Below are 22,024 nucleotides of genomic sequence, written 5' to 3' on the forward strand. Positions count from 1 at the left end.
GCTGCTCCTCAATGACAAGAACTATTGAGGATCAAAACAGATCCGAATGTGAACCCGTCCTCAACAGAATGATCTCATTTTTCTCGGTCACTTCAAACCAGATGATCAGCAGGTCGGGTTTTATATGGGCTTCCCAATTATCTTTATAATTACCGGAAAGTTTATGGGGACGGTGTTTTTTATCGATACCAATAACACCTTTTTGCTGCAGTGTGCTTAGAAAATCTATCAGCAAATCTGCATTCTTTGCAGACCGCTTCTTAAGTATCTTAACATCTTTATTAAACTGGTTGGTCGGTATCAGCGTAAACATTATAACGAATTAATAAAATCGTTAATGTTGTTAATCGGCTTATCTAAACCAATTCCTTTATGCGCATTGTCAATAGTTTTTGCTGTTACGTCATTAGGTATTGAAGATGTCGGGGCATCCGTTTTTGAAGTGCTGGTAATGGTAACGCCCAATTCCTTTAAAAGCTTCTTTACAAAGGCGCTTTTTTTGTCAGGTATATTTATGGTCAATGTTTCCATACACAAATATAAACATTTGAAAAATGCAAACTAAATTCAAAAGCCTAAAATTTCTGCGTCCTCTGTGCTTCTCCTCCGTGTCCTTTGTGGTTAAATTGCCACCCACACTCTTAACCCTATTCCCAAAAAAAATGATACATTTGGCGCAATATAATTTGTAAACCGCGCGCATCTACTGTTATGGCAATTTCTGAAAGCGATAAATACGAACTGGTTGTTGGGTTAGAGGTACACGCGCAACTATCCACCCAAAGCAAATCGTTCAGCGCCGATAGCGCCGCCTTTGGCGCAGGGCCAAACCAGCATATCAGCATGGTATCGCTGGGGCACCCTGGAACCTTACCTTTTCTCAACAAAAAAGCGGTTGCTTATGCGGTAAAGATGGGTTTGGCCAGTCATTGCACCATCAATCTGAATAACCACTTCGCCCGTAAAAATTACTTCTACGCCGATTTGCCCAAGGGTTACCAGATCAGCCAGGATCAGCAACCCATTTGTTTGGGCGGACATGTTACGGTGAGGCTGGGTAACGGTACTAAAAAAGATATCGCCATACACCATATTCACTTAGAGGAGGATGCCGGCAAAAGCATGCACGATCAGCACGCGGCCGATTCATTGATCGACCTGAACCGTGCAGGTGTACCACTGATAGAGATCGTATCCGAACCCGATATCCGCAGTGCCGAAGAAGCTGGTCAATACCTTACCGAGATCCGCAAACTGGTGCGCTACCTTGATATTTGCGATGGCAATATGGAAGAGGGCAGCCTGCGCTGCGATGCCAATATTTCGGTACGATTGAAAGGCGCCACCAAATACGGCAACCGTTGCGAGGTGAAGAACCTGAACTCGATCCGTAACGTGCAGCGCGCTATCGAACACGAGTTTCAGCGCCAGGTAAGCGTGATAGAGGCTGGTGGGCACATCGACCAAAACACCCTTAACTTTGATGCCGATACCGGCGAAACATCGGTACTGCGCAGCAAGGAAATGGCTAACGATTACCGCTACTTCCCCGAACCCGACTTGCCGCCGCTGGTGTTGACACAGGAATATATCGATGGCATTCGCGCCGAAATGCCTGCCCTGCCAGGTGAGCTTTACCAAAAATACACCACACAATTCGGCCTGTCGGATTACGACGCGGGAGTGATCACCAACGATTATCATCTCGCTCATTATTACGAGGCTGTAATTAAGCATACCGCCAACTACAAGGCTGCCGCCAACTGGCTGATGGGTCCGTTGAAGCAGGCGATTGACGAAAACGAGTTTGCCCTTAAGCCCGAAGATTTGGCAGGGCTGATCAAACTGGTAGACGATGGAAAGATCAACCATACCATTGCATCCAACAAACTACTTCCCGAACTTATAAAGGGTAGCGGCAAAACCGCCGAACAGGTGGCCATCGAACTCAATTTATTCATTAGCGAAAATAATGATGAATTAAATGAGTTTATTTTGAAAGCTTTGGCCAAGTTCCCCGACAAAGTAATAGAATACCGCAAAGGCAAAAAGGGTGTGCTGGGCTTGTTCATGGGCGATATCATGAAGCAATCGAAGGGGAAGATAGATCCGCAAAAAACAAATCAATTGCTTGTAAAAGCATTAGAAGCAAAATAAAATGAACAAACGCATTATTTTATACAGCGCCGCGCTGTTAACACTGGTCATTGCATCGTGCAAGGATAAAAACGCATTTACCATATCAGGCACGCTAAGCAACCCCGGCAAGGTGAAAAAAGTATACCTGCTGGAAGCCGACAGTACCCGCATCAACATGGTCGACTCGATAAACCTGAGCGAGGATAACAAGTTTGAAATTAAGCATACCAGCCCCTTTGCCAACCTGTATAAATTGCGCATTGGCAGCAGCATTTACGATGTGATCGCCCAAAATGGCGAAGCTATTGAGTTTAAAACCGACCTTGCCGATACTACCCATACCTATACCATTTCGGGTTCGGATGAATCGGGTAAGATACAGGAGTTTAACAAGTTGAGCAACCTATACGGCGATAAGACCGCCAAGATAGCCAACGAATACCAGGCCAAGGCAGAGGCGTTGGGCCACGAGTCGGATTCGCTGATGAGTATTTATCGCCCCCGCTTTATAGCCGCGCAAAGCGAGTATGGTGCAGCTACTTTAAAATTTGTTAACGATAACAAAAAGTCGCTGGCTGCCCTGTATGCCGCCTTGTCGTTAGACCAAAACAAGTACGAGCAGCAATTGGTGGCTTATGCCGATGAAATTAAAGGCACTTTTGCCGGTAACCCCGCGGCATTGCAATTCGTAAAACAGATGGAGCTGGCAAAGCCGATATCGGTGGGCCATAAAGCGCCCGAGTTTAGCATTGCCGACGCCAATGGCAAGCAAATAAAACTGAGCGACTATAAAGGCAAATATGTAATGCTTGATTTTTGGGCATCATGGTGCGGCCCATGCCGTGCCGAAATGCCGAACGTAGTAAAGCAATACGCGGCTTTTAAAGGCAAGGGCTTAAATATTTTAGGCATATCGCTTGATGAGGAAAAAGGCGCCTGGCTAACCGCCGCTAAGCAAATGAATATGGGTTGGGAACAAGCATCCGACCTGCAGAAATGGGGCGGCGCTACCGAACGCTTATATCATATAGAAGCCATACCGGCAAACTTCATCATCGACCCGCAGGGAAATATCGTGGCGAAGAACCTGGCAGGGGCCGATCTTGAAGATTTTCTAAAGAAAACGTTCAATAAAGGTGAATAATAGATTACCTTAATGTAACGTTTAACAATTTGTTAATATTTATTTAACTGTTAAGTGCATTTAAGCAGGTACTTTTATACCAAAATTCAACCGAATGAGCACATCTCCGAAGCAGAAGATATTAATAGTTGATGACGAACCAGATATCCTGGAGTTAATAGAATATAATCTTAAAAAAGAAGGCTACCAGGTTTATACAGCCCGCAACGGTCAGGAAGCCGTTGCCGAAGCCAAAAAAGTACAGCCCGACCTGATCGTTCTGGACATTATGATGCCTAAGATGGATGGTATTGAGGCTTGCCGCATTATGCGCACCATGCCCGAGTTTAAAACTACTTTTATGGTGTTCCTGACCGCCCGCAGCGAGGAATATTCGGAAATTGCAGGCTTTAACGTAGGGGCTGATGATTACATTGCCAAGCCGATCAAGCCTCGCGCACTGGTAAGCCGTATAAACGCCATTCTACGCCGTAACTCTACACCTGAAGAGGTAACCGACAATAAACTGGAAATAGGCGACCTGGTGATAGACCGCGAAGCCTATTTAGTTTACCAGCGCGGCGAAAAAGTAGTTTTAGCCAAAAAGGAATTTGAACTGCTATATCTGCTGGCTTCAAAACCAGGCAAGGTTTACACCCGCGAGGTGATCCTGAAAAACATTTGGGAAGATTCGGTAGTGGTAACTAACCGTACCATCGACGTACACATCCGTAAGATCCGCGAAAAGTTGGGGGAAAATTATGTATCAACCGTTAAAGGGGTTGGGTACAAGTTTGAACTGGCGTAAGCTTAGACTTGAGAAATCAGACTTGAGATTTGAGACATAAAACGAGAAAAGGTTCCGAATGGAACCTTTTCTCGTTTTACAAATAGCTTGTCATTGCGAGCGATAGCGTGGCAATCTCGTAGTTAGAAGAGCAAAGCTACGAGATTGCCGCGTCGCCCCCTTACACAGCCGCTCCGCTGCTCCTCGCAATGACAATTTTGGCATTACGCAACAGCCTTCTTAGCAGCAACAGTTTTCTTCTTAACCGCTGTAGCTGCTTTATCAGCCTTAGCGGCAACAGTCTTTTTAGCGCTGGTAGTCGCGACGCTTACCTTATCACTTGCTTTTGCAGCGGTGGCTTTGGCTTTATCAGTAGCTTTAGCGGCTTCGGTTTTAGCTTTGGCAACGGTTTTATCAGCTTTAGCCTTTACATCGGCAGCTTTATCTTTTGCTTCAGCAACTTTTGTTTTAGCGGCGGCCTTTGCTTCGGTTATCTTTGCTTTTGCTTCATCGGCAACCTTATCGGCTTTAGCCGCGACTTTGGTTTTAGTAGTTGACGCCTTGCGGGCTACGGTGGCTTTTTTTGCTTTGGCTTTACCACGCAGGTCATCAATTTTATCTTCGGCAGCTTCTTTTAACTCTTCGGCTTTTTCTGTCGTATCTTCCCACAGGCTGGCTATGGTGTCTTTAACCTTTTCAAAAAATCCCTTTTCTTCAGGTTGAGTGTTGTTTGCTTCCATGATGTTTTTTCAATAGGTTTTTGTATACCACTAACCTGATAATAATCATGCCAATAGCCATATTACACCCTGCCGATAAATATCTTGCAGATTAAGCGTATTTTTGCAGGCTGTAAACAGCGCAAGGATTCGGATATTGACTAAAATTCTGAACACCAGCGCCAATATTTTGATATGAAGATCCCCAAATTTGCCGACCTGGTATTATTCGAAAACGACGACATCATTGTTGTCAACAAACCGCCTTTTATTGCTTCGTTAGATGAACGCGAGGGTGGCGAGATCAATATGCTGCGCCTGGCCAAACAATATAGCTACGATGCGCAAGTTTGCCACCGTTTGGATAAGGAAACATCGGGCGCGCTCATCATTGCCAAAAATCCTGAAGCTTATCGCTCAGTTTCCATACAGTTTGAAAAGCGCCAGGTTAAAAAGGTGTACCATGCCGTTATCGAGGGCACCCACGTTTTCGAGAACTTGTTTATCGATCTGCCCATCCTCGACAAGGGCAAGGGCAACGTATCCATCAACCGGCAGGACGGCAAGCGCGCCGAAACCTGGTTTAACTCGCTAAAGTTTTTTAAGCATTATACACTGGTAGAGTGCCGCCCGGTAACCGGCCGTATGCACCAGATCCGTATCCATTTGGCCAGTCAGCAGGCTATCATTGCCGGCGATGATATGTACCGTGGCAAGCCGGTATTTCTTTCGCAATTGAAGCGTAAATATCATTTGGGTAAGGATCAGGAGGAGATGCCGATTATGAAGCGCTTCGCCCTGCATGCCTACGAGGTGAGCTTTAAACTACTTAACGGCGAGGAGGTCACCATCCATGCTCCCTACCCTAAGGATTTTGAGACGCTGTTGAAGTTGCTGGATAAGTTTGATAGTTAGATCTCGTTGTCGCCATAAGGCACGAGCAATAGCGAAGTGGCGGGGCCAATATGCATGATTCGCGATTGCCACGTCGCCCAATCGCCTCAGGCCATGCTCCGCTCCTCGCAATTGACAAATTATTTCTAAAAGAAAAACGAGGCTGTATCATAAATCATGGTATGGCCTCTTTTTTATTTGTGCATAATTTATTGGAATAAAGAGGGGTATTTAGTTGATATAATAATCTGATTTTCATATATTTATGTATCGAAAGTAGCGTAGTATGTCCTCTAAAAGACCTGTATTCAAGCCCTACCAGCAACGGCAGTTGATGGCTATTCCTCCGACACTTGACGAATTAGTTCCGGCATCGCACCCGGTGCGTGTAGTTAACGATGTGATCGACAGGCTCTATCTGGAACCATTGCTGAAAGCTTATCATATCCGCGGGAGTTCAAGCTATCACCCGCAAATGTTGTTAAAGGTGCTGGTATATGGGTATGTAACCAACACCTACTCCAGCCGAAAGCTGGCAGCAGCCTGCCGGGAAAGCGTTTACCTGATGTGGCTGAGTTCGATGAACTATCCTGATCATAATACGATCAACCGTTTCCGGGGCGTACGTTTGAAGCATGCGCTGCGTGATGTGTTCGAAGATGTGGTGAAACTTTTGGCAGAGGAAGGCCTGCTCAGTATTGAAGAAGTGAATACGGACGGGACAAAGATAGAGGCGAATGCAAACCGGTATACCTTTGTCTGGAAGAAAGCGATTCAGACCAATAAGGAAAAGATGAAAAAGCAGCTGTCAGAGATATGGGACTATGCCCAAAGCGTAGCAAAAGAAGAAGACAGGCTGCCTGATCCGCCTGACTTTACTGTTATTGACAGTGAAAAGGTCAATGCCGCAGTAGATAAACTCAATGAGAAGCTTTCCTCGCGTGAGGATGTTTCCAAACAGGTCAAAAGCAAGCTGCGGTATATCAGCAAACATTACCCGCAGGCCATTGCCCGCTATGAGCAGCAGGAAGCTCTGCTGGGTGAACGCAACAGCTATTCCAAGACCGATACGGATGCCACATTCATGCGGATGAAGGAAGACCACATGAAAAACGGCCAGTTAAAACCGGGGTATAATGTTCAGATATCCACATCCAACCAGTTCATTGTCAATTACACCATTCACTCCAACACCACAGACACCAATACATTAAGTGCTCATTTAGCGCAGCATGAAGTCAGCTTTGGCAAAGCACCGCAAGTGCTTACAGCCGATGCCGGATATGGCTCCGAGGAGAACTACACGCGGTTGGAACAAAAAGGAACAATCGCCTTTGTAAAGTATGGGATGTTCGATAAGGAACAAAATGAGAATCACAACAACAAGCACCCTTTTGCAGCAAATAAGCTTTTTTACAACCAGGAGAAAGATTGTTACATCTGCCCGATGGGCCAGCAAATGAATTTCATCGGAACAAGTAAAAGAAAAACAAGCACGGAGTTTGAACAAACGGTAAAAAGATACCAGGCAGTTAACTGCGCTAACTGTCCGCTGAACGGTATTTGCCATAAATCAAAAGGGAATCGGATCATTGAAATCAATGAAAACCTGAACCGCCTGAAACAAAAGGCGCACGAGCTGTTAAACAGTGAAGAAGGCATACAACGGCGAAAGAAACGCTGCTTTGATGTAGAACCTGTATTTGGTAATATTAAGCAGAACCATGGCTTTAAACGGTTTATGCTCCGCGGCAAGGAAAAAGTAGAAATAGAATGGGGTTTAGTTGCAATCGCACAAAATCTAAGGAAAAAAGCGGCTTAAATGAGTCGTTTTACCACTCAGGTTCGCCCAAGAAAGCTACCCCCTCCCCCTCAAAAAATTCCATAGAAACTCAATACCAAATTCAGCTATTAGGCTAAAAAAATAAAGACCGCATCATTTGATTTATGATACGGCCTCGTTTTTCTTTTAGAATAAATATTACAAACCAAAGCTGTAAGCCGCACGCAAGCCAACAAAAGAAATGGTGCCATCGCCCGACATGTTTTCGTAACGGGCGCTGATATCCCAATCTTTACAGGCGAAGCCTACCGCAGGCGCCACATCCAATTTTACGCTGGTGTTACGGCTTAGGCTGCCCCCGGTTTGGATGGCCGCGCCGGCCTCGGCGCCAAAGTAAAAGTTATTGCCAAAGAAATCCTTAATACCCGCTTTTATCGGGATCAGGCCAAAATTCTCACGTACTGTTCTGGTAGTCACCGAACTCGGGGTTGTAGTAAAAGCCTGGAAACTCTTACCGATAAAATCGTAATAGCCCGATGTAAACGTTAGCGCTACCTTGTCAGACGTGGCGTATTGCAAACGCGCGGTTCCGCCAATTACAAAACTGGAAATATCGCTGACATCGCCAACGGGTAAGGCAGCTTCCGCACCTATCCCCAGGCGCCATTCGCCTTGCTTGGTTGTTTGTGCTTTTACAGTGTTGTTAAACAGGATACCTGCAGCAACCATGGCCGCAATTTTAAACAGATAATTTTTTTTCATGTGAAAATGTATTTTAGTTGTATGGCTTTGACTGCGGGGACGGGCAATGGTTAAATAAAAAAACACCACCTAACAAAATAGTTACAAAAAGTTCGTTTCAGGCTAAATTAAGCTGTTTTTGGGAATGCTATATACTTTTCCTTAAAGCGTTGTAAACAAAAAGCCTCCCTTAAATCCGGGAGGCTTTAGCTAACAATCAATTAAGCGTTTATTACAATCCAAAGCCATAAGCCACGCGCAAGCCGGCTACGCCATAGTTAAAGGAATTGCCGCCTGAAAAACTTTCAAAACGTGCGCCGATATCCCATGATTTGGACGACCAGCCGATACCCGGCGACAAAATAAGTTTGCGGCTTTTTTGATACCCTGATAATTCGAACCCGGCACCGCCCTCGCCCATAACATACCAGTTACCGGCCACGTAGTATTTTAAACCGATCTTTACCGGGATCAACCCCATTCGGTCGTTGTAAACCGGGCTATTGCCCAGGTAGCCGGGACTAAAACTGTAGTAGCCCGAAGTAAGCGTCCAATCTAACCCTTTAGTAATGTTATGCTGCAAACGCAAAGTACCGCCGTACATAAAGCCACCCCCGGGATGATATTTCCCTGTCACAATGGCTGCTTCCGCGCCAATGCCTAAGCGCCATGGCGCATCGGTATTGGTTTGCGCTTTTGCACCGGTACTTAGCAGTACAGTTAAACATGTTATGGCTACAGCCATCCCTCTCATCAAATTGCTTGTTCTGTTTTTCATGTATAAGTGTATTTAGATTTATTTACCGGCAAATTTTTACAAATACTACATTAAATCAAAGTGAAGACAACTTATTTAACCATTATTAACATTAACATTTAACTAATATTTAACAATCATCAACACAATAAAAAACCCCTCACGGTTAGCACCGGAGGGGTTTCCTATAATAATTTGCGTTGTTACAGATCGAAGCCATAAGCTACACGCAAGCCTACAAAGCCAAGAGAGCCGTCGTTAGAAAGATGCTCATAACGACCGCTTACTTCCCATGGTCCCGATGCATAGCCTAAGGCAGGAGATAGATCGAGCAGGGTTTTGCCATTTTTTGCCGTAGAGAACGCGGCGCCAACTTCAGCGCCAAAATACCAGCCCTCGGTAAAAAAAGCCTTGATACCGGCCTTAAGAGGCACCAGGTTTACGTCGGCCCCGGTTACAGTGGCGGTTGTGGTGCCAAATGGTGTTAAAATGCTCGATGTATAGGTTTTACCAAAAAAGTGATAATAACCAGATGTAAGCGTGAACGCGAGATCGCTGCTCAAGCCGTACTGCAAGCGTGGCGTAATACCAATGCCGATGCTGGTAGCATCGCCAAAATCGCCCAGGCCCTTATTGACTTCAAGGCCAATGCCTAGGCGCCATTGCCCGTCTTTAATGGCTTGCGCCTTAGCGTTAAGGCCCGATAAAATTGCGGCCACAATAAATGCCGCTGCACTAAGTAATTTGATCTTTTTCATGGTTGTAAGGATTTAGCGGTGAATAATGGGGTAATAACAGGGCTTAAGCCCATATTGTTAGCAAAAGTTACATAAAAATTATTCCATACAAAAACCCCTCACGATTCGCATCGGGAGGGGTTTTTATTGATGGTTGTTTATTAGTGATTATAAACCAAAGCCATAGGCTATACGGGCACCAACCAAACCATAGTTATTGCTTTGGCCCGAGAAGTTTTCATAACGTACACCTACATCCCAGTGGGTATTGGCGTAACCTAAACCCGGAGACAGGATCAATTTGGTGCTGCCACCGCTGTTGGTTTCAAAACCGGGGCCACCTTCGGCACTAAAGTAAACGTTATCGGCAAAAAATGCTTTTAAACCTACTTTTAAAGGCACAATACCCAGCGAATTATATTTCACCCCGGTATTGCCAAACTCTTTCCCGAACATGTTGTAATAACCCGAGGTTAATGTCCAGGCCAGGCCTTTATCGGCGCCATATTGTAAACGTGCGGTACCGCCCAATTCAAAATTCGAAAAATTATGCGCATTACCGGTAGGCGCGCCTGCTTCTAAACCTATACCAAAACGCCATGGGCTGTTATCTTTACTTTGCGCTTTAACTTGTGTTGTTCCGAAGAAGATGGCAGCGGCTGCTATGGCTGATGCCATTAATTTAGTTGACTTTTTCATTTTGTTTTTCATGTTAGTGAACAATTTTTAGATTGTCGTTATGTCCACTTTTGCAAATACTTTGCCAAGCATGCCAAAAAAATTTTACCGGCCGGTTACCCTCCATGCCAATAACACTAAGTTAACATAGGCCACATTTGCGGTTAAATACTGAAAATCAAGCGACAATCACGCATAAAAACGCACCCCATTTTACTTTTATCATTTAAAAGTCAGGTTTGGGAGGGCGATTTATGGCACAAAAATTTGCTGCAAAGTTGTTCAGTATCGGCTGCAAAAACTGTACTGTATAGCGGAAGAATTGAACCGCTGATTTGTTTTGATTACATTGATTTCGCTGATGATTGCCGTAGTGCGATCAGCGAAATCAAAAAAATCATCTAAAAATCAGCGGTCAAAAAAAGCCATCCGTTCTCACGGATGGCTTCCTTATATAAACTGAATAATGGGGTATTCGTGGTTAGTGCAACAAGTCCTTGTCGGGCTTGTAGTTTTCGTGCAGTTCGGCCAGCTTCTTTTTGCCGTAGGCCGCTTTAGTGATGAGGTAGAACAGCACCGGCACTATAAATATAGCCAGCGATGTAGCACCTAACATCCCGCCAAATACAGTCCAGCCGATGGTTTTACGTGCCTCGGCACCCGCTCCTGACGCGAACAGCAGCGGTGCCACACCCAATATAAACGCCATCGACGTCATGATGATAGGCCTTAAACGCAGTTTCACTGCTTCAAGCGTGGCTGCTTCCAGTTCCATGCCCGCATCTACACGTTCCTTGGCAAACTCAACGATCAGGATGGCGTTCTTGGCGGCCAGACCGATTAGCGTAATTAAACCGATCTGCGCGTAAATATTATCCACCAGTTTAGGCATCAGCGTAAGCGCCAATATCGCACCGAACGCGCCCAACGGTACAGCTAACAGAACCGAGAACGGCACCGACCAGCTTTCGTAAAGCGCTGCTAAGAACAAAAATACAAATCCGATGGATAAAGCAAAGATGTACACCGTCTTGGATCCGGAGAGCTTCTCTTCACGGCTCAAGCCAGAAAACTCGTAGCCGAAGCCCTGCGGCAGCGTTTGCGCCGCTACTTCCTCCAAAGCTTTTAACGCGTCGCCACTACTGTAGCCCTCTTTGGGGTTACCATCGATCTCGGCCGAGCGGAATAGGTTGTAGTGCGATATCAGCGGCGCGTTTTCGATCATTTTGTACGATGTCAGCGTGCTAAGCGGCACCATCGTACCCGATGAGTTACGTACAAAGTACTGCCCCAAATTATCCATATTGGTGCGGTAATTAGTATCGGCCTGGGCCAGCACCCGGAAATTACGGCCGTAGATGGTAAAATCGTTAATATAGGCACTGCCCATGTAAGTTTGCAAGGCATTATTAACATCCGAGATCTGTACACCCAATCGTTTGGCCTTTTCCCTGTCGATGGTTAGCTGGTAAGCCGGGGTACGGGCGGTGAAGAACGAAAACGCCTTACCTATTTCCGGTCGCTTATTGGCTGCGGCCACAAAGTTTTGCAGTACCCGTTCAAAGTTCTTGATATCGCCCCCTGCCTGCTTTTCTTCTAAAATAAAGGCAAAACCGGCCGTGGTACCCAAACCCGGGATTGCCGGCGGCGGGATCACCACCACATTTGCTTCTTTAAACTTACCCAATTTTTTTTGCAGGATAGGCACCAGTTGCAGCGATGTAAGCTTGCGTTTTTCCCATGGTTTCAACTGCACAAATATGGTAGCGCTGCTGGATTTGGTGGCGAAGCTCACCACGTTCAAACCGCCCAATGCCGCGAAGTGATCTATCTCGGGCACCTTTTTCAGCGTGTCCATCATTTGGTTCAATATCGCTACGGTACGCTCGGTTGACGATGCTTCGGGCAAATCGTAGGTGATGTAGATACGGCCCTCATCCTCGGTAGGGATAAAGCCCGTTGGCTTTTGCTTAAACAGCATAATGGTGCCAACAACAATACACACCAGGATGATGATCACAAACTTAGAGTTTTGGATGCCCCGGTGCACGCCATTGCGGTATTTGCCGGTAACCCTATCGAACCAGGAGTTGAACGCGAAGAAGAAATGATCAAGCCCTTTCGATTTTTGATCTAACTTATGTGGTTTTAATAATAAGGTACATAAAGCCGGGGTTAAAGATAAGGCCACAAATGCCGATATCAGCACCGAAATAGCGATGGTGATAGCGAATTGCTGATACAAGCGGCCAACTATACCCGGGATGAAACCCACTGGTACAAATACCGCCGCTAAGATCAGCGCGATGGCGATAACCGGGGCCGAAATATCGCGCATGGCGTGCTGCGTAGCCTCTTTGGGCGACATGCCCTTTTCGTCCATATAATGCTGCACGGCTTCCACCACCACAATGGCGTCATCCACCACAATACCTATCGCCAGTACAAAACCAAACAATGTAAGCGTATTAATGGTAAAATGCAGCGGGATAAAGAAGATGAACGTACCGATGATGGATACCGGGATAGCCAGCACCGGGATCAGCGTGGTGCGCCAGCTTTGCAGGAACAGGAATACCACCACAATTACCAGCACCAGGGCGATAATTAGTGTTTCTACCACTTCATGCACCGATACCTTTACCACGGTGATCGCCTCGAACGGAACTACATAATCGATATCCGCAGGGAATGATTTTTTCAGTTCCTTCATAGTGGCGTAAACGGCGTCGGCAGTTTCGATAGCGTTACTGTTTGGGGCCTGGTAAACCAGCAGATACGATGCGCGGTTACCATCAACGTACGAGTTACCGGCATAGTTAAACTTACCCAGCTCTATACGGGCCACATCCTTTAAATGCACCACCGCGCCGGTATTTGGCTGCGTACGTACGATCACGTTGCCAAACTCCTCGGGCTTGGCCAAACGGCCCTTTACGATTACTGAATATTCGAAGGTTTGGCCACGCTCCTGAGGTGTCGCTCCTACGGTACCGGCGGCTACCTGCGCGTTTTGCTCGTTCAGGGCGGCGGTAACGTCGGCGGCGGTCATGCCCAGGGCGGCCAGTTTATCCGGCTTCAGCCAGATCCGCATACTGAAGTCATCGGCGCGCGATACCACGTCGCCCACACCTTTGGCGCGCAGCAAAGCATCCTTAATAAATACGTTGGCGTAGTTATCTATAAAAGTAACGTCGTGTGTTTTGTTAGGCGAGTACATGGCCACCAGCATCAGGATGCTGGGGTTCTTCTTACGTACGGTTAAACCCAAACGCTGCACTTCCTGCGGAAGGGTTGGCGTGGCAATGCCCACTCGGTTCTGAACATCAAGCGCGGCAATGTTAATGTCGGTGCCCACCTCAAAGTTGGCGGTCATGCTCAGCGCGCCGTTGTTGGTGCTGTTACTTTGCAGGTAGGTCATGCCCGGGGTACCGTTCACCTGTGTTTCAATAGGCGTGGCCACGGTTTGTTCAACCGTTAAGGCATCCGCGCCGGTGTAGTTGCCGGTTATGGTTACCGTGGGCGGTGTAATTTCGGGGTACTGCCCTACCGGTAAACTGGCTATAGCTAAAATACCCACAATCACGATCACTATCGAAATTACGATGGCTGTAACGGGGCGTTTTATAAAGGTTTCTGCTATCATTTATATCTCTTTTAAGATCCCTCTCTCAATTTAATTTTTTTGTTTGGCGGGCGCGCCGGCGGCGGGTTTGATGGGACCAAGCGTTACCTTGCCACTATCGCGCAGCCGCTGGAAGCCCTCGGTAATTACCTTATCGCCTTGTTTTATACCGCTCATGATCACCACGTTATCGTTCAACCGTGGACCTATCTTCACCTTTTTTTGCAGGGCGATGGTATCGCGCTCCATTTTGGTGGTATCGGGTTTGGCTTTCATGGTGGTATCCTTGGTTACAAACACAAAGAACTCGCCCATCTGCTCGGTAACGGCCTTGAACGGAATAATTATACGGTTACCCGATTTATTGTTCAGCACCTTTAACTGGGCGCTCATGCCATCGCGCAGCACATCGTTAGGGTTATCAAACTGCACACGTACTTTAATAGTGCCTGTTTGATTGTTCACGCCGCGGTCGATAGCTAAGATCCGGCCTGACTTATTATATAAGGAGTCGTTAGATAATTTCAGGCGGAAGGTACTGTCGGTAGGATGCTTTTGCAGATCGTAAAAACGGGCGATATCCTGCTCGTTCACTACCACGTCAACCGCTATCGGGTTCTCGGCCGATATGGTGTTCAGCAAGGTAGTACCCGGCGTAACCTGTGCGCCCAGTTTCACCTGCGAAATACCGATGCGGCCGCTGAACGGCGCTTTAATAATGGAGTAAGACAGATCGGTGCTTGCCGATACCAGCGCGGCTTTTGCTACCGCAACCTGGCTTTTAGCGGTCTCAAACGATGCCGCGGCATTATCTACCGTTTGACGGGCAACCGCATCAGCTTTTAACAGCATATTATAACGGTCGATATCTTTTTGGGCCTTTACCAAATTGGCCTGGGCGCTACTTACGTTGGCCTGCGCCTGATCATAAGCTGCCTGGTATTTACGGCGGTCTATCTCGTATAGCGATTGGCCTTTTTGCACCACGTCGCCATCCTTAACAAAAATATTGGTAATAAAACCTGCCACCTGGCTGCGCAGTTCAACACTGTTAACGGCAACTACGGTACCCTGGTACTGGTCGTAATAAACGGCATTGCCCTGTTGGGCTTCAACTATGCTTACCGCTGTTGGGGGTGGCGGTGGGGCTTGCTGGTCGGTTTTGCTTTTGCATGATGAGATGGCTAATAAAGCTACCGGCGCAATTAAATATAGATATGTTCTTTTCATAGATCGTATTGTCGGGGTGATAATTATCATTTGTTAACAGTGGCAACGGTGCCCAATGCCTTTTGCAGGTCAACTTTGCTGCTCAGCACCTGGAACAGGGCGTTAAAGTAATTCAACTCGGCCGTGCGCAAATCTGATTGCGACACGATGACATCAAGGTAAGTTTTAATGCCCTCGCGGTATTGCAGGCTCACTACATTATATACATCACTGGCCAGGCTCACGTTTTGCTTAAGCAGTTGCCAGGTATTATAATTGCTTTTGTACGATGCCAGCGCCTGTACATATTGGGTATTGATCTGGTTGCGGCTGTTCACCAGGTCAAGGTCGGCCCTGTCTGTCTGTAACCTGGCCTTCGACAGGTTTTGCAGCCGCCGCTTACCGGTAAATATCGGGATGTTAAGTGATAACCCCACGTAAGCATTCGGGAACGACTGGTTGTACAAATTGCCAAGGCTATTACTGAAATAATTTAAATTATAAGCACCGTTGGCCGAGAGCGATGGCAGGAAGCCATATTTATAATAATCGATATTCAAAGCTGTAAGATTACGGCGGGCCTGTAACTGGCGGTATTCTATACGGTTGGTATAGTCCAGTATCTGATTGGTATCGATAATCGCCTCGCCCTCAAACCGGGTAGAATCGTAAGCCAGGGTTAGCGGGCGCTCGGCCGGCATACCCATCGTTTGCCTTAAATAGGCCGATTTACTTTTAATAGCCTCCTCGGTTTGCTTGCGGGTAGCCATCGAATTATTCAGGGCGATGGTAGCCTGTTTGTAATCGGTCTTATCAGCCACGCCGGCATCGTAACGGGCGCGGGCATCTTTCAGGCTGCGTTGCAGGCGAACAATGTCTTCCTTAATAATATCCAGCTGGCGCTGCGATAAAAGCACATCATAAAAAGCCTTGCTTACATCGGTAATTACGTTGATGGTGCTGCTGATGGTGTTATCCTTATAATACTCGCGCGAGTATTTGGATGCCTTTGATGCCAGGTTAACATCGTTATTATAAATAACCTGCGTAGCCTGTATACCTATAATAGATACATTGCTGATGGATGAATTAGCAACGCCGTTGGCGGCCTGCGGGCTACCTTTAAAATAATGCGAGGCGCTATTGGCCGAATTAACCTGTGGCAACCAGGCGGCCATACTGATGCCGATATCGCGCTCGTTAATGGCCTCATCAATACCGGCCTGCCTTACGGCGGGTTGGTTTTGCAGGGCGTACTGGATACATTGATTTAAATTTAACAGCGGGGGCAGGCTATCTTGCCTTACCTGGGCCAATAAACAGAACGGAAGTAGGAACAGGGGTACTATCGCAAAGCGAAATTTGTTTTTCATACGGTAAATTAGAATGCACAACTAACAATAGCTTACAGGCAAAGTTTCACCAATCAGGGGGAGCAGATGTGCGAATATTGCACAAATTAACATAGCATTTGTTATTTAATAAATCTGTTACGTTATTTTGACATTATAACTACGGGGAATGGGTTATGGCAGATATGTTTATATGCCCAAAATAGAGTTAATAGTTTTAAACAGTACTATTGTATATTTACAGTTCATACCGGATCAGCAAAGCCTCCGAAAAAATTAAAAAAAGAAAATACAAAACTATGGCAGTATTTTAATAAAAATTTTAATTACTTTGCATGTTGGGAAATAACACTACCGGGTAAAGGGAATGTTAAAAAATTTGCTACCTTGATATAATAGTTTAGCTATTTCATGGTACTTTTACAAAAAATTAAAGTTAAGTTAATACATGGGTAAAAAACTACATGATAAGATTGCTCAGTTCAAAGATGCGGCAATAATAAGAGAAGCGGGACTTTACCCCTACTTCAGGCCCATTGAGTCTGGTCAGGACACGGAAGTTATTATTGATGGTAAACGCGTGTTGATGTTCGGCTCAAACTCCTATTTAGGATTAACCAACCATCCGAAAATAAAAGAGGCGTCGAAAAAGGCAATTGATAAGTATGGTACGGGATGCGCGGGATCGCGTTTTTTGAACGGAACACTTGATATCCACATCGAACTGGAAAGAAGATTAGCCGCATATGTTGAAAAAGAAGCCGCTGTTTTATTCAGCACTGGTTTCCAGGTTAATCTGGGTGTTTTATCATGCATTACCGGCCGTAACGATTACTTAATTTTAGACGAATACGACCATGCTTCGCTGATTGATGGCAGCCGCCTTTCATTTTCGCGCGTTATTAAATACGCCCACAATGATATGGCCGACCTGCAACGCAAACTAAGCATCCTGCCCGAAGACGCTGTTAAGGTTATCGCTGTGGATGGTATCTTCAGCATGGAAGGTGATATCGTTAAACTACCTGAAATTGTACAACTGGCCGACCAGTACGGCGCAAACATAATGGTTGACGATGCGCACAGCCTGGGCGTTATCGGCAATAAAGGCGCTGGTACCGCGTCGCACTTTGGTTTAACTGACGAGGTTGACCTGATCATGGGTACCTTCAGTAAATCACTGGCATCGCTGGGTGGCTTTATCGCTGCCGATGCCGCTACTATCGATTATTTAAAACACCGCGCACGTGCCTTAATGTTTAGCGCAAGTATGCCGCCGGCATCTGTGGCCAGCGTTATCGCCGCGTTAGATATCATCGAATCGGAACCAGAACGTATTGATAAGCTTTGGGCTAACACCAACTACGCTATGCGTTTACTGTTAGAAGAAGGCTTTGACCTGGGCCCAACTGAAAGCCCTATCCTGCCTATCTACGTGCGCGATAACGAGAAAACTTTCCTGGTTACCAAGCACCTGCAAGAGGCCGGTATCTTTGTTAACCCGGTAGTATCGCCGGCTGTACCGTCAGATTCATCGCTGCTGCGCTTCTCGCTGATGGCTACTCATACATTCGAACAAATTGAAGAAGCTATTGAGAAGATCACCAAAGCATTTAAAGACGTTGGTGTAACCGCCATCAAAGAAAAAATATAATTTTTTAAAGCATAACGCGCAAGGATGGTCTTTTTAAACAAAAAGACTACCTTGCGCGTAGTTTTTTTATAGTGTTACCGTAAACCATTATCAAACCTGTATCAATTATAAAATCCCCTGTTTGTGAAAAAGATAGTTTCCGTAAGTTCTAAAAAGGATTTAGCCGCGTTTATTGATTTCCCGCACGACCTGTATAAGGACGACCCTTACTACGTGCCCGAACTTTTCATCGCGCAGCGCGATCTGCTGACAAAGCACCCTTTTCATAAACACAACCAGGTACAGTGCTTTTTAGCTTATAATGGCGATAAGATAGTTGGCCGCATTGCTGCTATACTTAACAACGCCCACAACAGCTATAATAAGGTTAACGATGGCTTTTTCGGATTTTTTGATTGTGTGAACGATACCGAAGTGTCAACCATGCTGTTTGATATCGCCACCAAATGGCTGAAAGGCAAAGGCGTTACCGGCAAACTATTAGGCCCCGTAAATTTTTCGACTAATGAACCATGTGGTTTACTGGTGGAAGGATTTGACAGCTCGCCTTTCCTGATGCAGACTTATAACTATCCTTATTATGCGCAACTGATAGAGAACTTCGGTTTGCAGAAGGATGTGGACCTGATTGCCTGGCATTGGGATGGGCAAGCTTATGATGACCGGTCAGTGCGTCTGCTCGACTCGCTACAGGAGCGCTTAAAGCGAAATAATATCATCATCCGCAAGGTTGATCTAAAGAAGTTTAAGGAAGAAACCATTAAGCTTCGCGAGGTGTACAACTCAGCCTGGGACCAGAATACCGGCTTTGTACCACTTACCGATGATGAGTTTGATTATTTAGCAAAAGACCTGAAACTGATCCTTGATCCCGACTTTGCCCTTGTGGCCGAGCAAAACGGCAAGATAGTGGCCTTTGGTTTGGCCCTGCCCAACTATAACGAGATCTTTAAAAAGATAAAGCGAGGCCGCCTGTTGCCTACCGGCATTTTTAAACTGCTGTTTGGCAAAAAAGACATCCAAAGCATCCGCATATATGCCCTTGGTGTAATTGACGGCTATCGCAAAATGGGTATCGAAGCTTGTTTGTATGGTACCATTATTAAGGAGTACAAGCAAAAAGGCTACAAACATGCCGAAGCCGGCTGGACGCTGGAAAACAACACCATGATCAACGAGGCGATAAAAGCCATTAAGGGCGATCCATATAAAAAATACAGGTTATACCAGAAACAGATATGAGGGAACGGGTTTTAATAACAGGTGCAAGTGGTTTTGTGGGATATCATTTGGTAGAGGAGGCACTGAAAAACAACCTGGAAGTTTACGCGGCAGTACGCAAAAGCAGCAAAACAGATCACCTGAAAAAGCTGAACATTAAACTTACCTACCCCGATTTTAAAAATGTAGCATCCTTAAAAAAGGATTTTGAAGCAAACCAGTATCATTATGTGATACATGCCGCCGGTGTTACCCGTGCCAAAAACCAGCAAGCCTACAACGCGGTGAATGTTGATTATACCGTTAACCTGGCTAAAGCCGCCGCCGCATCGCCACACTTCAAAAAATTTGTTTTTATCAGCAGCCTGGCCGCTTTGGGACCATTGCACACGCTTACGGGTATTATTAATGATAATAGCATCCCGCACCCGGTAACATCGTACGGCAAAAGCAAAATGATAGCCGAACAAGCCATTAAAACAATACCGGGTTTAAATTGTACCATACTACGCCCCACCGGTGTATACGGCCCGCGCGATAAGGATATATACATAGCATTGAAGCAATTTTCTAAAAGTTTTGAAGCCTATATAGGCCATGCCCCTCAAAAACTGAGCTTTATTTATGTAAAAGATCTGGCAGCGGCAAGTGTAAAAGCCTTATATAGCGGTAAAAACAAAGCTTATAACCTAAGCGATGGTAATTTTTATGATAGATACGAACTTGCTGATATAACAAAGGATATATTGCGCGTTAAAACCTACAAATTTCATCTGCCGGTCAACTTTGTAAAAATTATTGCATCCATGGCCGAAATTATTGGTTCTTTGCGCGGACGTACCCCTGTATTAAACCGTGAAAAGCTGCATGAGCTAATGGCCGCCAACTGGTATTGCAGTATTGAGGAAGCCCGGCACGATATGGGCTTTTACCCGCAATACGATTTAAAGGCCGGACTAACTGAAACCTTAAACTGGTATAAAGCTAATAAGTGGCTTTAAAACTTTTTGTACTTTATATTTATACTGAAAAATAGACTCGAAAAATGAAAATTAACATCCAGCCTGCACAGGGCAAATTGGGTATTTTGATACCCGGCCTTGGTGCAGTAGCAACCACCATCATCGCAGGGGTTGAAGCCGTAAAAAAAGGCATCTCCAAACCAATAGGCTCGCATACCCAAATGGGTACCATCCGTTTAGGTAAAAGAACGGAAAACCGTAACCCTAAAATTAAAGACTTTGTACCACTGGCAAGCCTTGACAATGTTGTGTTCGGCGGCTGGGATGTGTTTTCGGACAATGTATACGAATCGGCCATGAACGCCGAGGTACTGGAACCGGGATTACTGTTTGCGGTTAAAGATCAGTTGGAGACTATCGTTCCGATGAAGGCGGCGTTTGATAAAAACTACGCTAAAAACCTGACCGGCACTCACGTTAAAACAGGTACCCGTTTAGATATGGCTAACGAGTTGATGGCCGATATCCAAAACTTTAAAGAGAAAAACGGCCTTGACCGCGTTGTGGTATTATGGTGCGGTTCTACCGAGATCTACTACGAAGCAAGCGATGTGCACAGCACCCTGGCTAAGTTTGAAGAGGGCCTGAAGAACGATGATCACCTGATTGCGCCAAGTATGCTTTACGCTTACGCAGCCCTTAAATTAGGTGTACCATTTGTAAACGGCGCGCCAAACTTAACCGTTGATACCCCCGCTTTAATTGAACTGGCTAAAGAAACCAAAACCCCTATCGCGGGTAAGGATTTCAAGACCGGCCAAACCCTGATGAAAACCATTCTGGCACCAGGTTTAGCTGCACGTTCGTTAGGCGTACGCGGCTGGTTCAGCACCAATATTTTAGGTAACCGCGATGGTTTGGTACTGGACGATCCGGATAACTTTAAAACCAAAGAAGTTTCTAAACTGGGTGTATTAGAGGACATCTTTAAACCAGAGGATAACCCTGACCTTTATGGCGATATCTTCCACAAGATCCGTATCAACTACTATCCGCCTCATGGCGATAACAAGGAAAGCTGGGACAACATTGACATTTTTGGCTGGTTAGGCTACAAAATGCAGATCAAGATCAACTTCCTGTGCCGCGATTCGATCCTGGCGGCCCCGGTTGCGCTGGACTTGGCCCTCTTTATCGATCTGGCCAAACGTGCCGGTATGGTAGGTATACAGGAGTGGTTATCGTTCTACCTTAAATCGCCGCAAACCGCACCTGGTCTGCAGGCCGAGAACGATATCTTTAAACAATTAATTAAACTGGAAAACACACTACGCTACTTAATGGGCGAAGACCTGATCACACATTTAGGTTTAGACTATTATGATGATGTGTTTGCTAATCAATAATTGATTTTTTGTGTTGGTGGTGATTTAACCACAGAGGACACAGAGATTTTCACAGAGGGCACGGAGATTTTCTTCGTGCCCTCTGTATTTCGTCTGAACCTGAACTTTAGGAATTTAAGAATGTACAGAATTCCGTGTATTTTATTAATTCTATAAATTCAGCTTCAAAAAATCTCTGTGTCCTCTGTGCTCATCATATTGCTTATCTCTGTGTTCTTTGTGGTTAAATTCGCCACA

At 45.8% G+C, this 22,024-nt stretch carries 19 protein-coding genes; 9 read left to right on the top strand and 10 right to left on the bottom strand.

The genetic code is table 11. The annotated features are described in order from the left end of the window. Positions 1-31 precede the first annotated feature (31 nt). On the bottom strand, positions 32-313 hold the full coding sequence (locus tag HQ865_RS14365; protein ID WP_173415552.1) for a type II toxin-antitoxin system RelE/ParE family toxin: 282 nt from the start codon (positions 311-313) through the stop codon (positions 32-34). Next, the gene (locus HQ865_RS14370; RefSeq protein ID WP_173415553.1) at positions 313-531 is read right to left on the bottom strand and encodes a hypothetical protein; all 219 of its coding nucleotides are present in this window, start codon (positions 529-531) and stop codon (positions 313-315) included. Before HQ865_RS14370 ends, HQ865_RS14365 begins: the two co-directional genes overlap by 1 nt. Before the next feature lie 180 nt (positions 532-711). On the opposite strand from HQ865_RS14370, the gene gatB reads away from it, so the two are divergent. The 3 genes from gatB (at position 712) to HQ865_RS14385 (ending at position 4,070) form a co-directional block, all read left to right on the top strand. Further along, entirely contained in the window at positions 712-2,157 is a 1,446-nt protein-coding gene (gene gatB / locus HQ865_RS14375) for an Asp-tRNA(Asn)/Glu-tRNA(Gln) amidotransferase subunit GatB (RefSeq protein WP_173415554.1), read from the top strand. A gap of 1 nt (position 2,158) precedes the next feature. Next, the gene (locus tag HQ865_RS14380) at positions 2,159-3,283 is read left to right on the top strand and encodes an AhpC/TSA family protein (protein ID WP_173415555.1); all 1,125 of its coding nucleotides are present in this window, start codon (positions 2,159-2,161) and stop codon (positions 3,281-3,283) included. A gap of 94 nt (positions 3,284-3,377) precedes the next feature. Beyond that, a complete protein-coding gene (locus tag HQ865_RS14385) occupies positions 3,378-4,070 on the top strand; it encodes a response regulator transcription factor (protein WP_173415556.1) in 693 nt (230 codons plus the stop codon). 203 nt (positions 4,071-4,273) lie between these two features. Here HQ865_RS14385 and HQ865_RS14390 read toward each other — a convergent pair whose 3' ends face one another. After that, the gene (locus HQ865_RS14390; RefSeq protein WP_173415557.1) at positions 4,274-4,789 is read right to left on the bottom strand and encodes a hypothetical protein; all 516 of its coding nucleotides are present in this window, start codon (positions 4,787-4,789) and stop codon (positions 4,274-4,276) included. 174 nt (positions 4,790-4,963) lie between these two features. Between HQ865_RS14390 and HQ865_RS14395 the strand changes: the two genes are divergently transcribed. Continuing rightward, positions 4,964-5,683, top strand: a complete 720-nt coding sequence (locus HQ865_RS14395; RefSeq protein ID WP_173415558.1) for an RluA family pseudouridine synthase — start codon at positions 4,964-4,966, stop codon at positions 5,681-5,683. A gap of 265 nt (positions 5,684-5,948) precedes the next feature. Next, the gene (locus HQ865_RS14400; protein ID WP_173412997.1) at positions 5,949-7,484 is read left to right on the top strand and encodes an IS1182 family transposase; all 1,536 of its coding nucleotides are present in this window, start codon (positions 5,949-5,951) and stop codon (positions 7,482-7,484) included. 159 nt (positions 7,485-7,643) lie between these two features. Here the strand turns inward: HQ865_RS14400 and HQ865_RS14405 are convergent, their stop codons facing one another. The 7 genes from HQ865_RS14405 to HQ865_RS14435 all read right to left on the bottom strand — a co-directional run bounded on the left by HQ865_RS14405 (position 7,644) and on the right by HQ865_RS14435 (position 16,565). Next, the gene (locus HQ865_RS14405; protein WP_173415559.1) at positions 7,644-8,207 is read right to left on the bottom strand and encodes a hypothetical protein; all 564 of its coding nucleotides are present in this window, start codon (positions 8,205-8,207) and stop codon (positions 7,644-7,646) included. 211 nt (positions 8,208-8,418) lie between these two features. After that, entirely contained in the window at positions 8,419-8,964 is a 546-nt protein-coding gene (locus HQ865_RS14410) for a hypothetical protein (RefSeq protein ID WP_173415560.1), read from the bottom strand. Between the two features lie 182 nt (positions 8,965-9,146). Then, positions 9,147-9,701, bottom strand: a complete 555-nt coding sequence (locus HQ865_RS14415) for a hypothetical protein (RefSeq protein ID WP_173415561.1) — start codon at positions 9,699-9,701, stop codon at positions 9,147-9,149. 147 nt (positions 9,702-9,848) lie between these two features. Then, positions 9,849-10,379, bottom strand: coding sequence for a hypothetical protein (locus tag HQ865_RS14420; protein ID WP_173415562.1), 531 nt, complete (start codon positions 10,377-10,379; stop codon positions 9,849-9,851). A gap of 460 nt (positions 10,380-10,839) precedes the next feature. Continuing rightward, the gene (locus HQ865_RS14425; RefSeq protein WP_173415563.1) at positions 10,840-14,004 is read right to left on the bottom strand and encodes an efflux RND transporter permease subunit; all 3,165 of its coding nucleotides are present in this window, start codon (positions 14,002-14,004) and stop codon (positions 10,840-10,842) included. 30 nt (positions 14,005-14,034) lie between these two features. Then, on the bottom strand, positions 14,035-15,213 hold the full coding sequence (locus HQ865_RS14430) for an efflux RND transporter periplasmic adaptor subunit (protein ID WP_173415564.1): 1,179 nt from the start codon (positions 15,211-15,213) through the stop codon (positions 14,035-14,037). Between the two features lie 26 nt (positions 15,214-15,239). Next, on the bottom strand, positions 15,240-16,565 hold the full coding sequence (locus HQ865_RS14435; RefSeq protein ID WP_173415565.1) for a TolC family protein: 1,326 nt from the start codon (positions 16,563-16,565) through the stop codon (positions 15,240-15,242). Between the two features lie 427 nt (positions 16,566-16,992). Between HQ865_RS14435 and spt the strand changes: the two genes are divergently transcribed. From spt to HQ865_RS14455, 4 genes are all read left to right on the top strand, one after another. After that, positions 16,993-18,198 carry a serine palmitoyltransferase gene (gene spt, locus HQ865_RS14440; protein WP_173415566.1) on the top strand — a complete coding sequence of 402 codons (1,206 nt, stop codon included), beginning with the start codon at positions 16,993-16,995 and terminating at the stop codon, positions 18,196-18,198. A 123-nt stretch (positions 18,199-18,321) separates the two neighbouring features. Further along, complete coding sequence (locus tag HQ865_RS14445; protein ID WP_173415567.1) at positions 18,322-19,440, top strand: GNAT family N-acetyltransferase; 1,119 nt, start codon at positions 18,322-18,324, stop codon at positions 19,438-19,440. After that, on the top strand, positions 19,437-20,420 hold the full coding sequence (locus HQ865_RS14450) for an NAD-dependent epimerase/dehydratase family protein (RefSeq protein ID WP_173415568.1): 984 nt from the start codon (positions 19,437-19,439) through the stop codon (positions 20,418-20,420). Before HQ865_RS14445 ends, HQ865_RS14450 begins: the two co-directional genes overlap by 4 nt. Positions 20,421-20,464: 44 nt before the next feature. Continuing rightward, positions 20,465-21,787 (top strand): inositol-3-phosphate synthase, encoded by a 1,323-nt coding sequence (locus HQ865_RS14455; RefSeq protein WP_173415569.1) that lies wholly within the window; start codon positions 20,465-20,467, stop codon positions 21,785-21,787. Positions 21,788-22,024: the final 237 nt, after the last annotated feature.

Origin of the sequence: Mucilaginibacter mali (genome assembly GCF_013283875.1) — a bacterium.
Taxonomy (GTDB): domain Bacteria; phylum Bacteroidota; class Bacteroidia; order Sphingobacteriales; family Sphingobacteriaceae; genus Mucilaginibacter; species Mucilaginibacter mali.

Bases quoted from the DNA above. Each gene is read 5' to 3' on its own strand.
- HQ865_RS14415 (WP_173415561.1), bottom strand. From the start codon at position 9,701: ATGAAAAAGATCAAATTACTTAGTGCAGCGGCATTTATTGTGGCCGCA.
- HQ865_RS14370 (WP_173415553.1), bottom strand. From the start codon at position 531: ATGGAAACATTGACCATAAATATACCTGACAAAAAAAGCGCCTTTGTA.
- HQ865_RS14420 (WP_173415562.1), bottom strand. From the start codon at position 10,379: ATGAAAAAGTCAACTAAATTAATGGCATCAGCCATAGCAGCCGCTGCC.
- HQ865_RS14385 (WP_173415556.1), top strand. From the start codon at position 3,378: ATGAGCACATCTCCGAAGCAGAAGATATTAATAGTTGATGACGAACCA.
- HQ865_RS14365 (WP_173415552.1), bottom strand. From the start codon at position 313: ATGTTTACGCTGATACCGACCAACCAGTTTAATAAAGATGTTAAGATA.
- HQ865_RS14435 (WP_173415565.1), bottom strand. From the start codon at position 16,565: ATGAAAAACAAATTTCGCTTTGCGATAGTACCCCTGTTCCTACTTCCG.
- gatB (WP_173415554.1), top strand. From the start codon at position 712: ATGGCAATTTCTGAAAGCGATAAATACGAACTGGTTGTTGGGTTAGAG.
- HQ865_RS14430 (WP_173415564.1), bottom strand. From the start codon at position 15,213: ATGAAAAGAACATATCTATATTTAATTGCGCCGGTAGCTTTATTAGCC.
- spt (WP_173415566.1), top strand. From the start codon at position 16,993: ATGGGTAAAAAACTACATGATAAGATTGCTCAGTTCAAAGATGCGGCA.
- HQ865_RS14405 (WP_173415559.1), bottom strand. From the start codon at position 8,207: ATGAAAAAAAATTATCTGTTTAAAATTGCGGCCATGGTTGCTGCAGGT.
- HQ865_RS14395 (WP_173415558.1), top strand. From the start codon at position 4,964: ATGAAGATCCCCAAATTTGCCGACCTGGTATTATTCGAAAACGACGAC.
- HQ865_RS14410 (WP_173415560.1), bottom strand. From the start codon at position 8,964: ATGAAAAACAGAACAAGCAATTTGATGAGAGGGATGGCTGTAGCCATA.
- HQ865_RS14455 (WP_173415569.1), top strand. From the start codon at position 20,465: ATGAAAATTAACATCCAGCCTGCACAGGGCAAATTGGGTATTTTGATA.
- HQ865_RS14400 (WP_173412997.1), top strand. From the start codon at position 5,949: ATGTCCTCTAAAAGACCTGTATTCAAGCCCTACCAGCAACGGCAGTTG.
- HQ865_RS14425 (WP_173415563.1), bottom strand. From the start codon at position 14,004: ATGATAGCAGAAACCTTTATAAAACGCCCCGTTACAGCCATCGTAATT.
- HQ865_RS14390 (WP_173415557.1), bottom strand. From the start codon at position 4,789: ATGGAAGCAAACAACACTCAACCTGAAGAAAAGGGATTTTTTGAAAAG.
- HQ865_RS14380 (WP_173415555.1), top strand. From the start codon at position 2,159: ATGAACAAACGCATTATTTTATACAGCGCCGCGCTGTTAACACTGGTC.
- HQ865_RS14450 (WP_173415568.1), top strand. From the start codon at position 19,437: ATGAGGGAACGGGTTTTAATAACAGGTGCAAGTGGTTTTGTGGGATAT.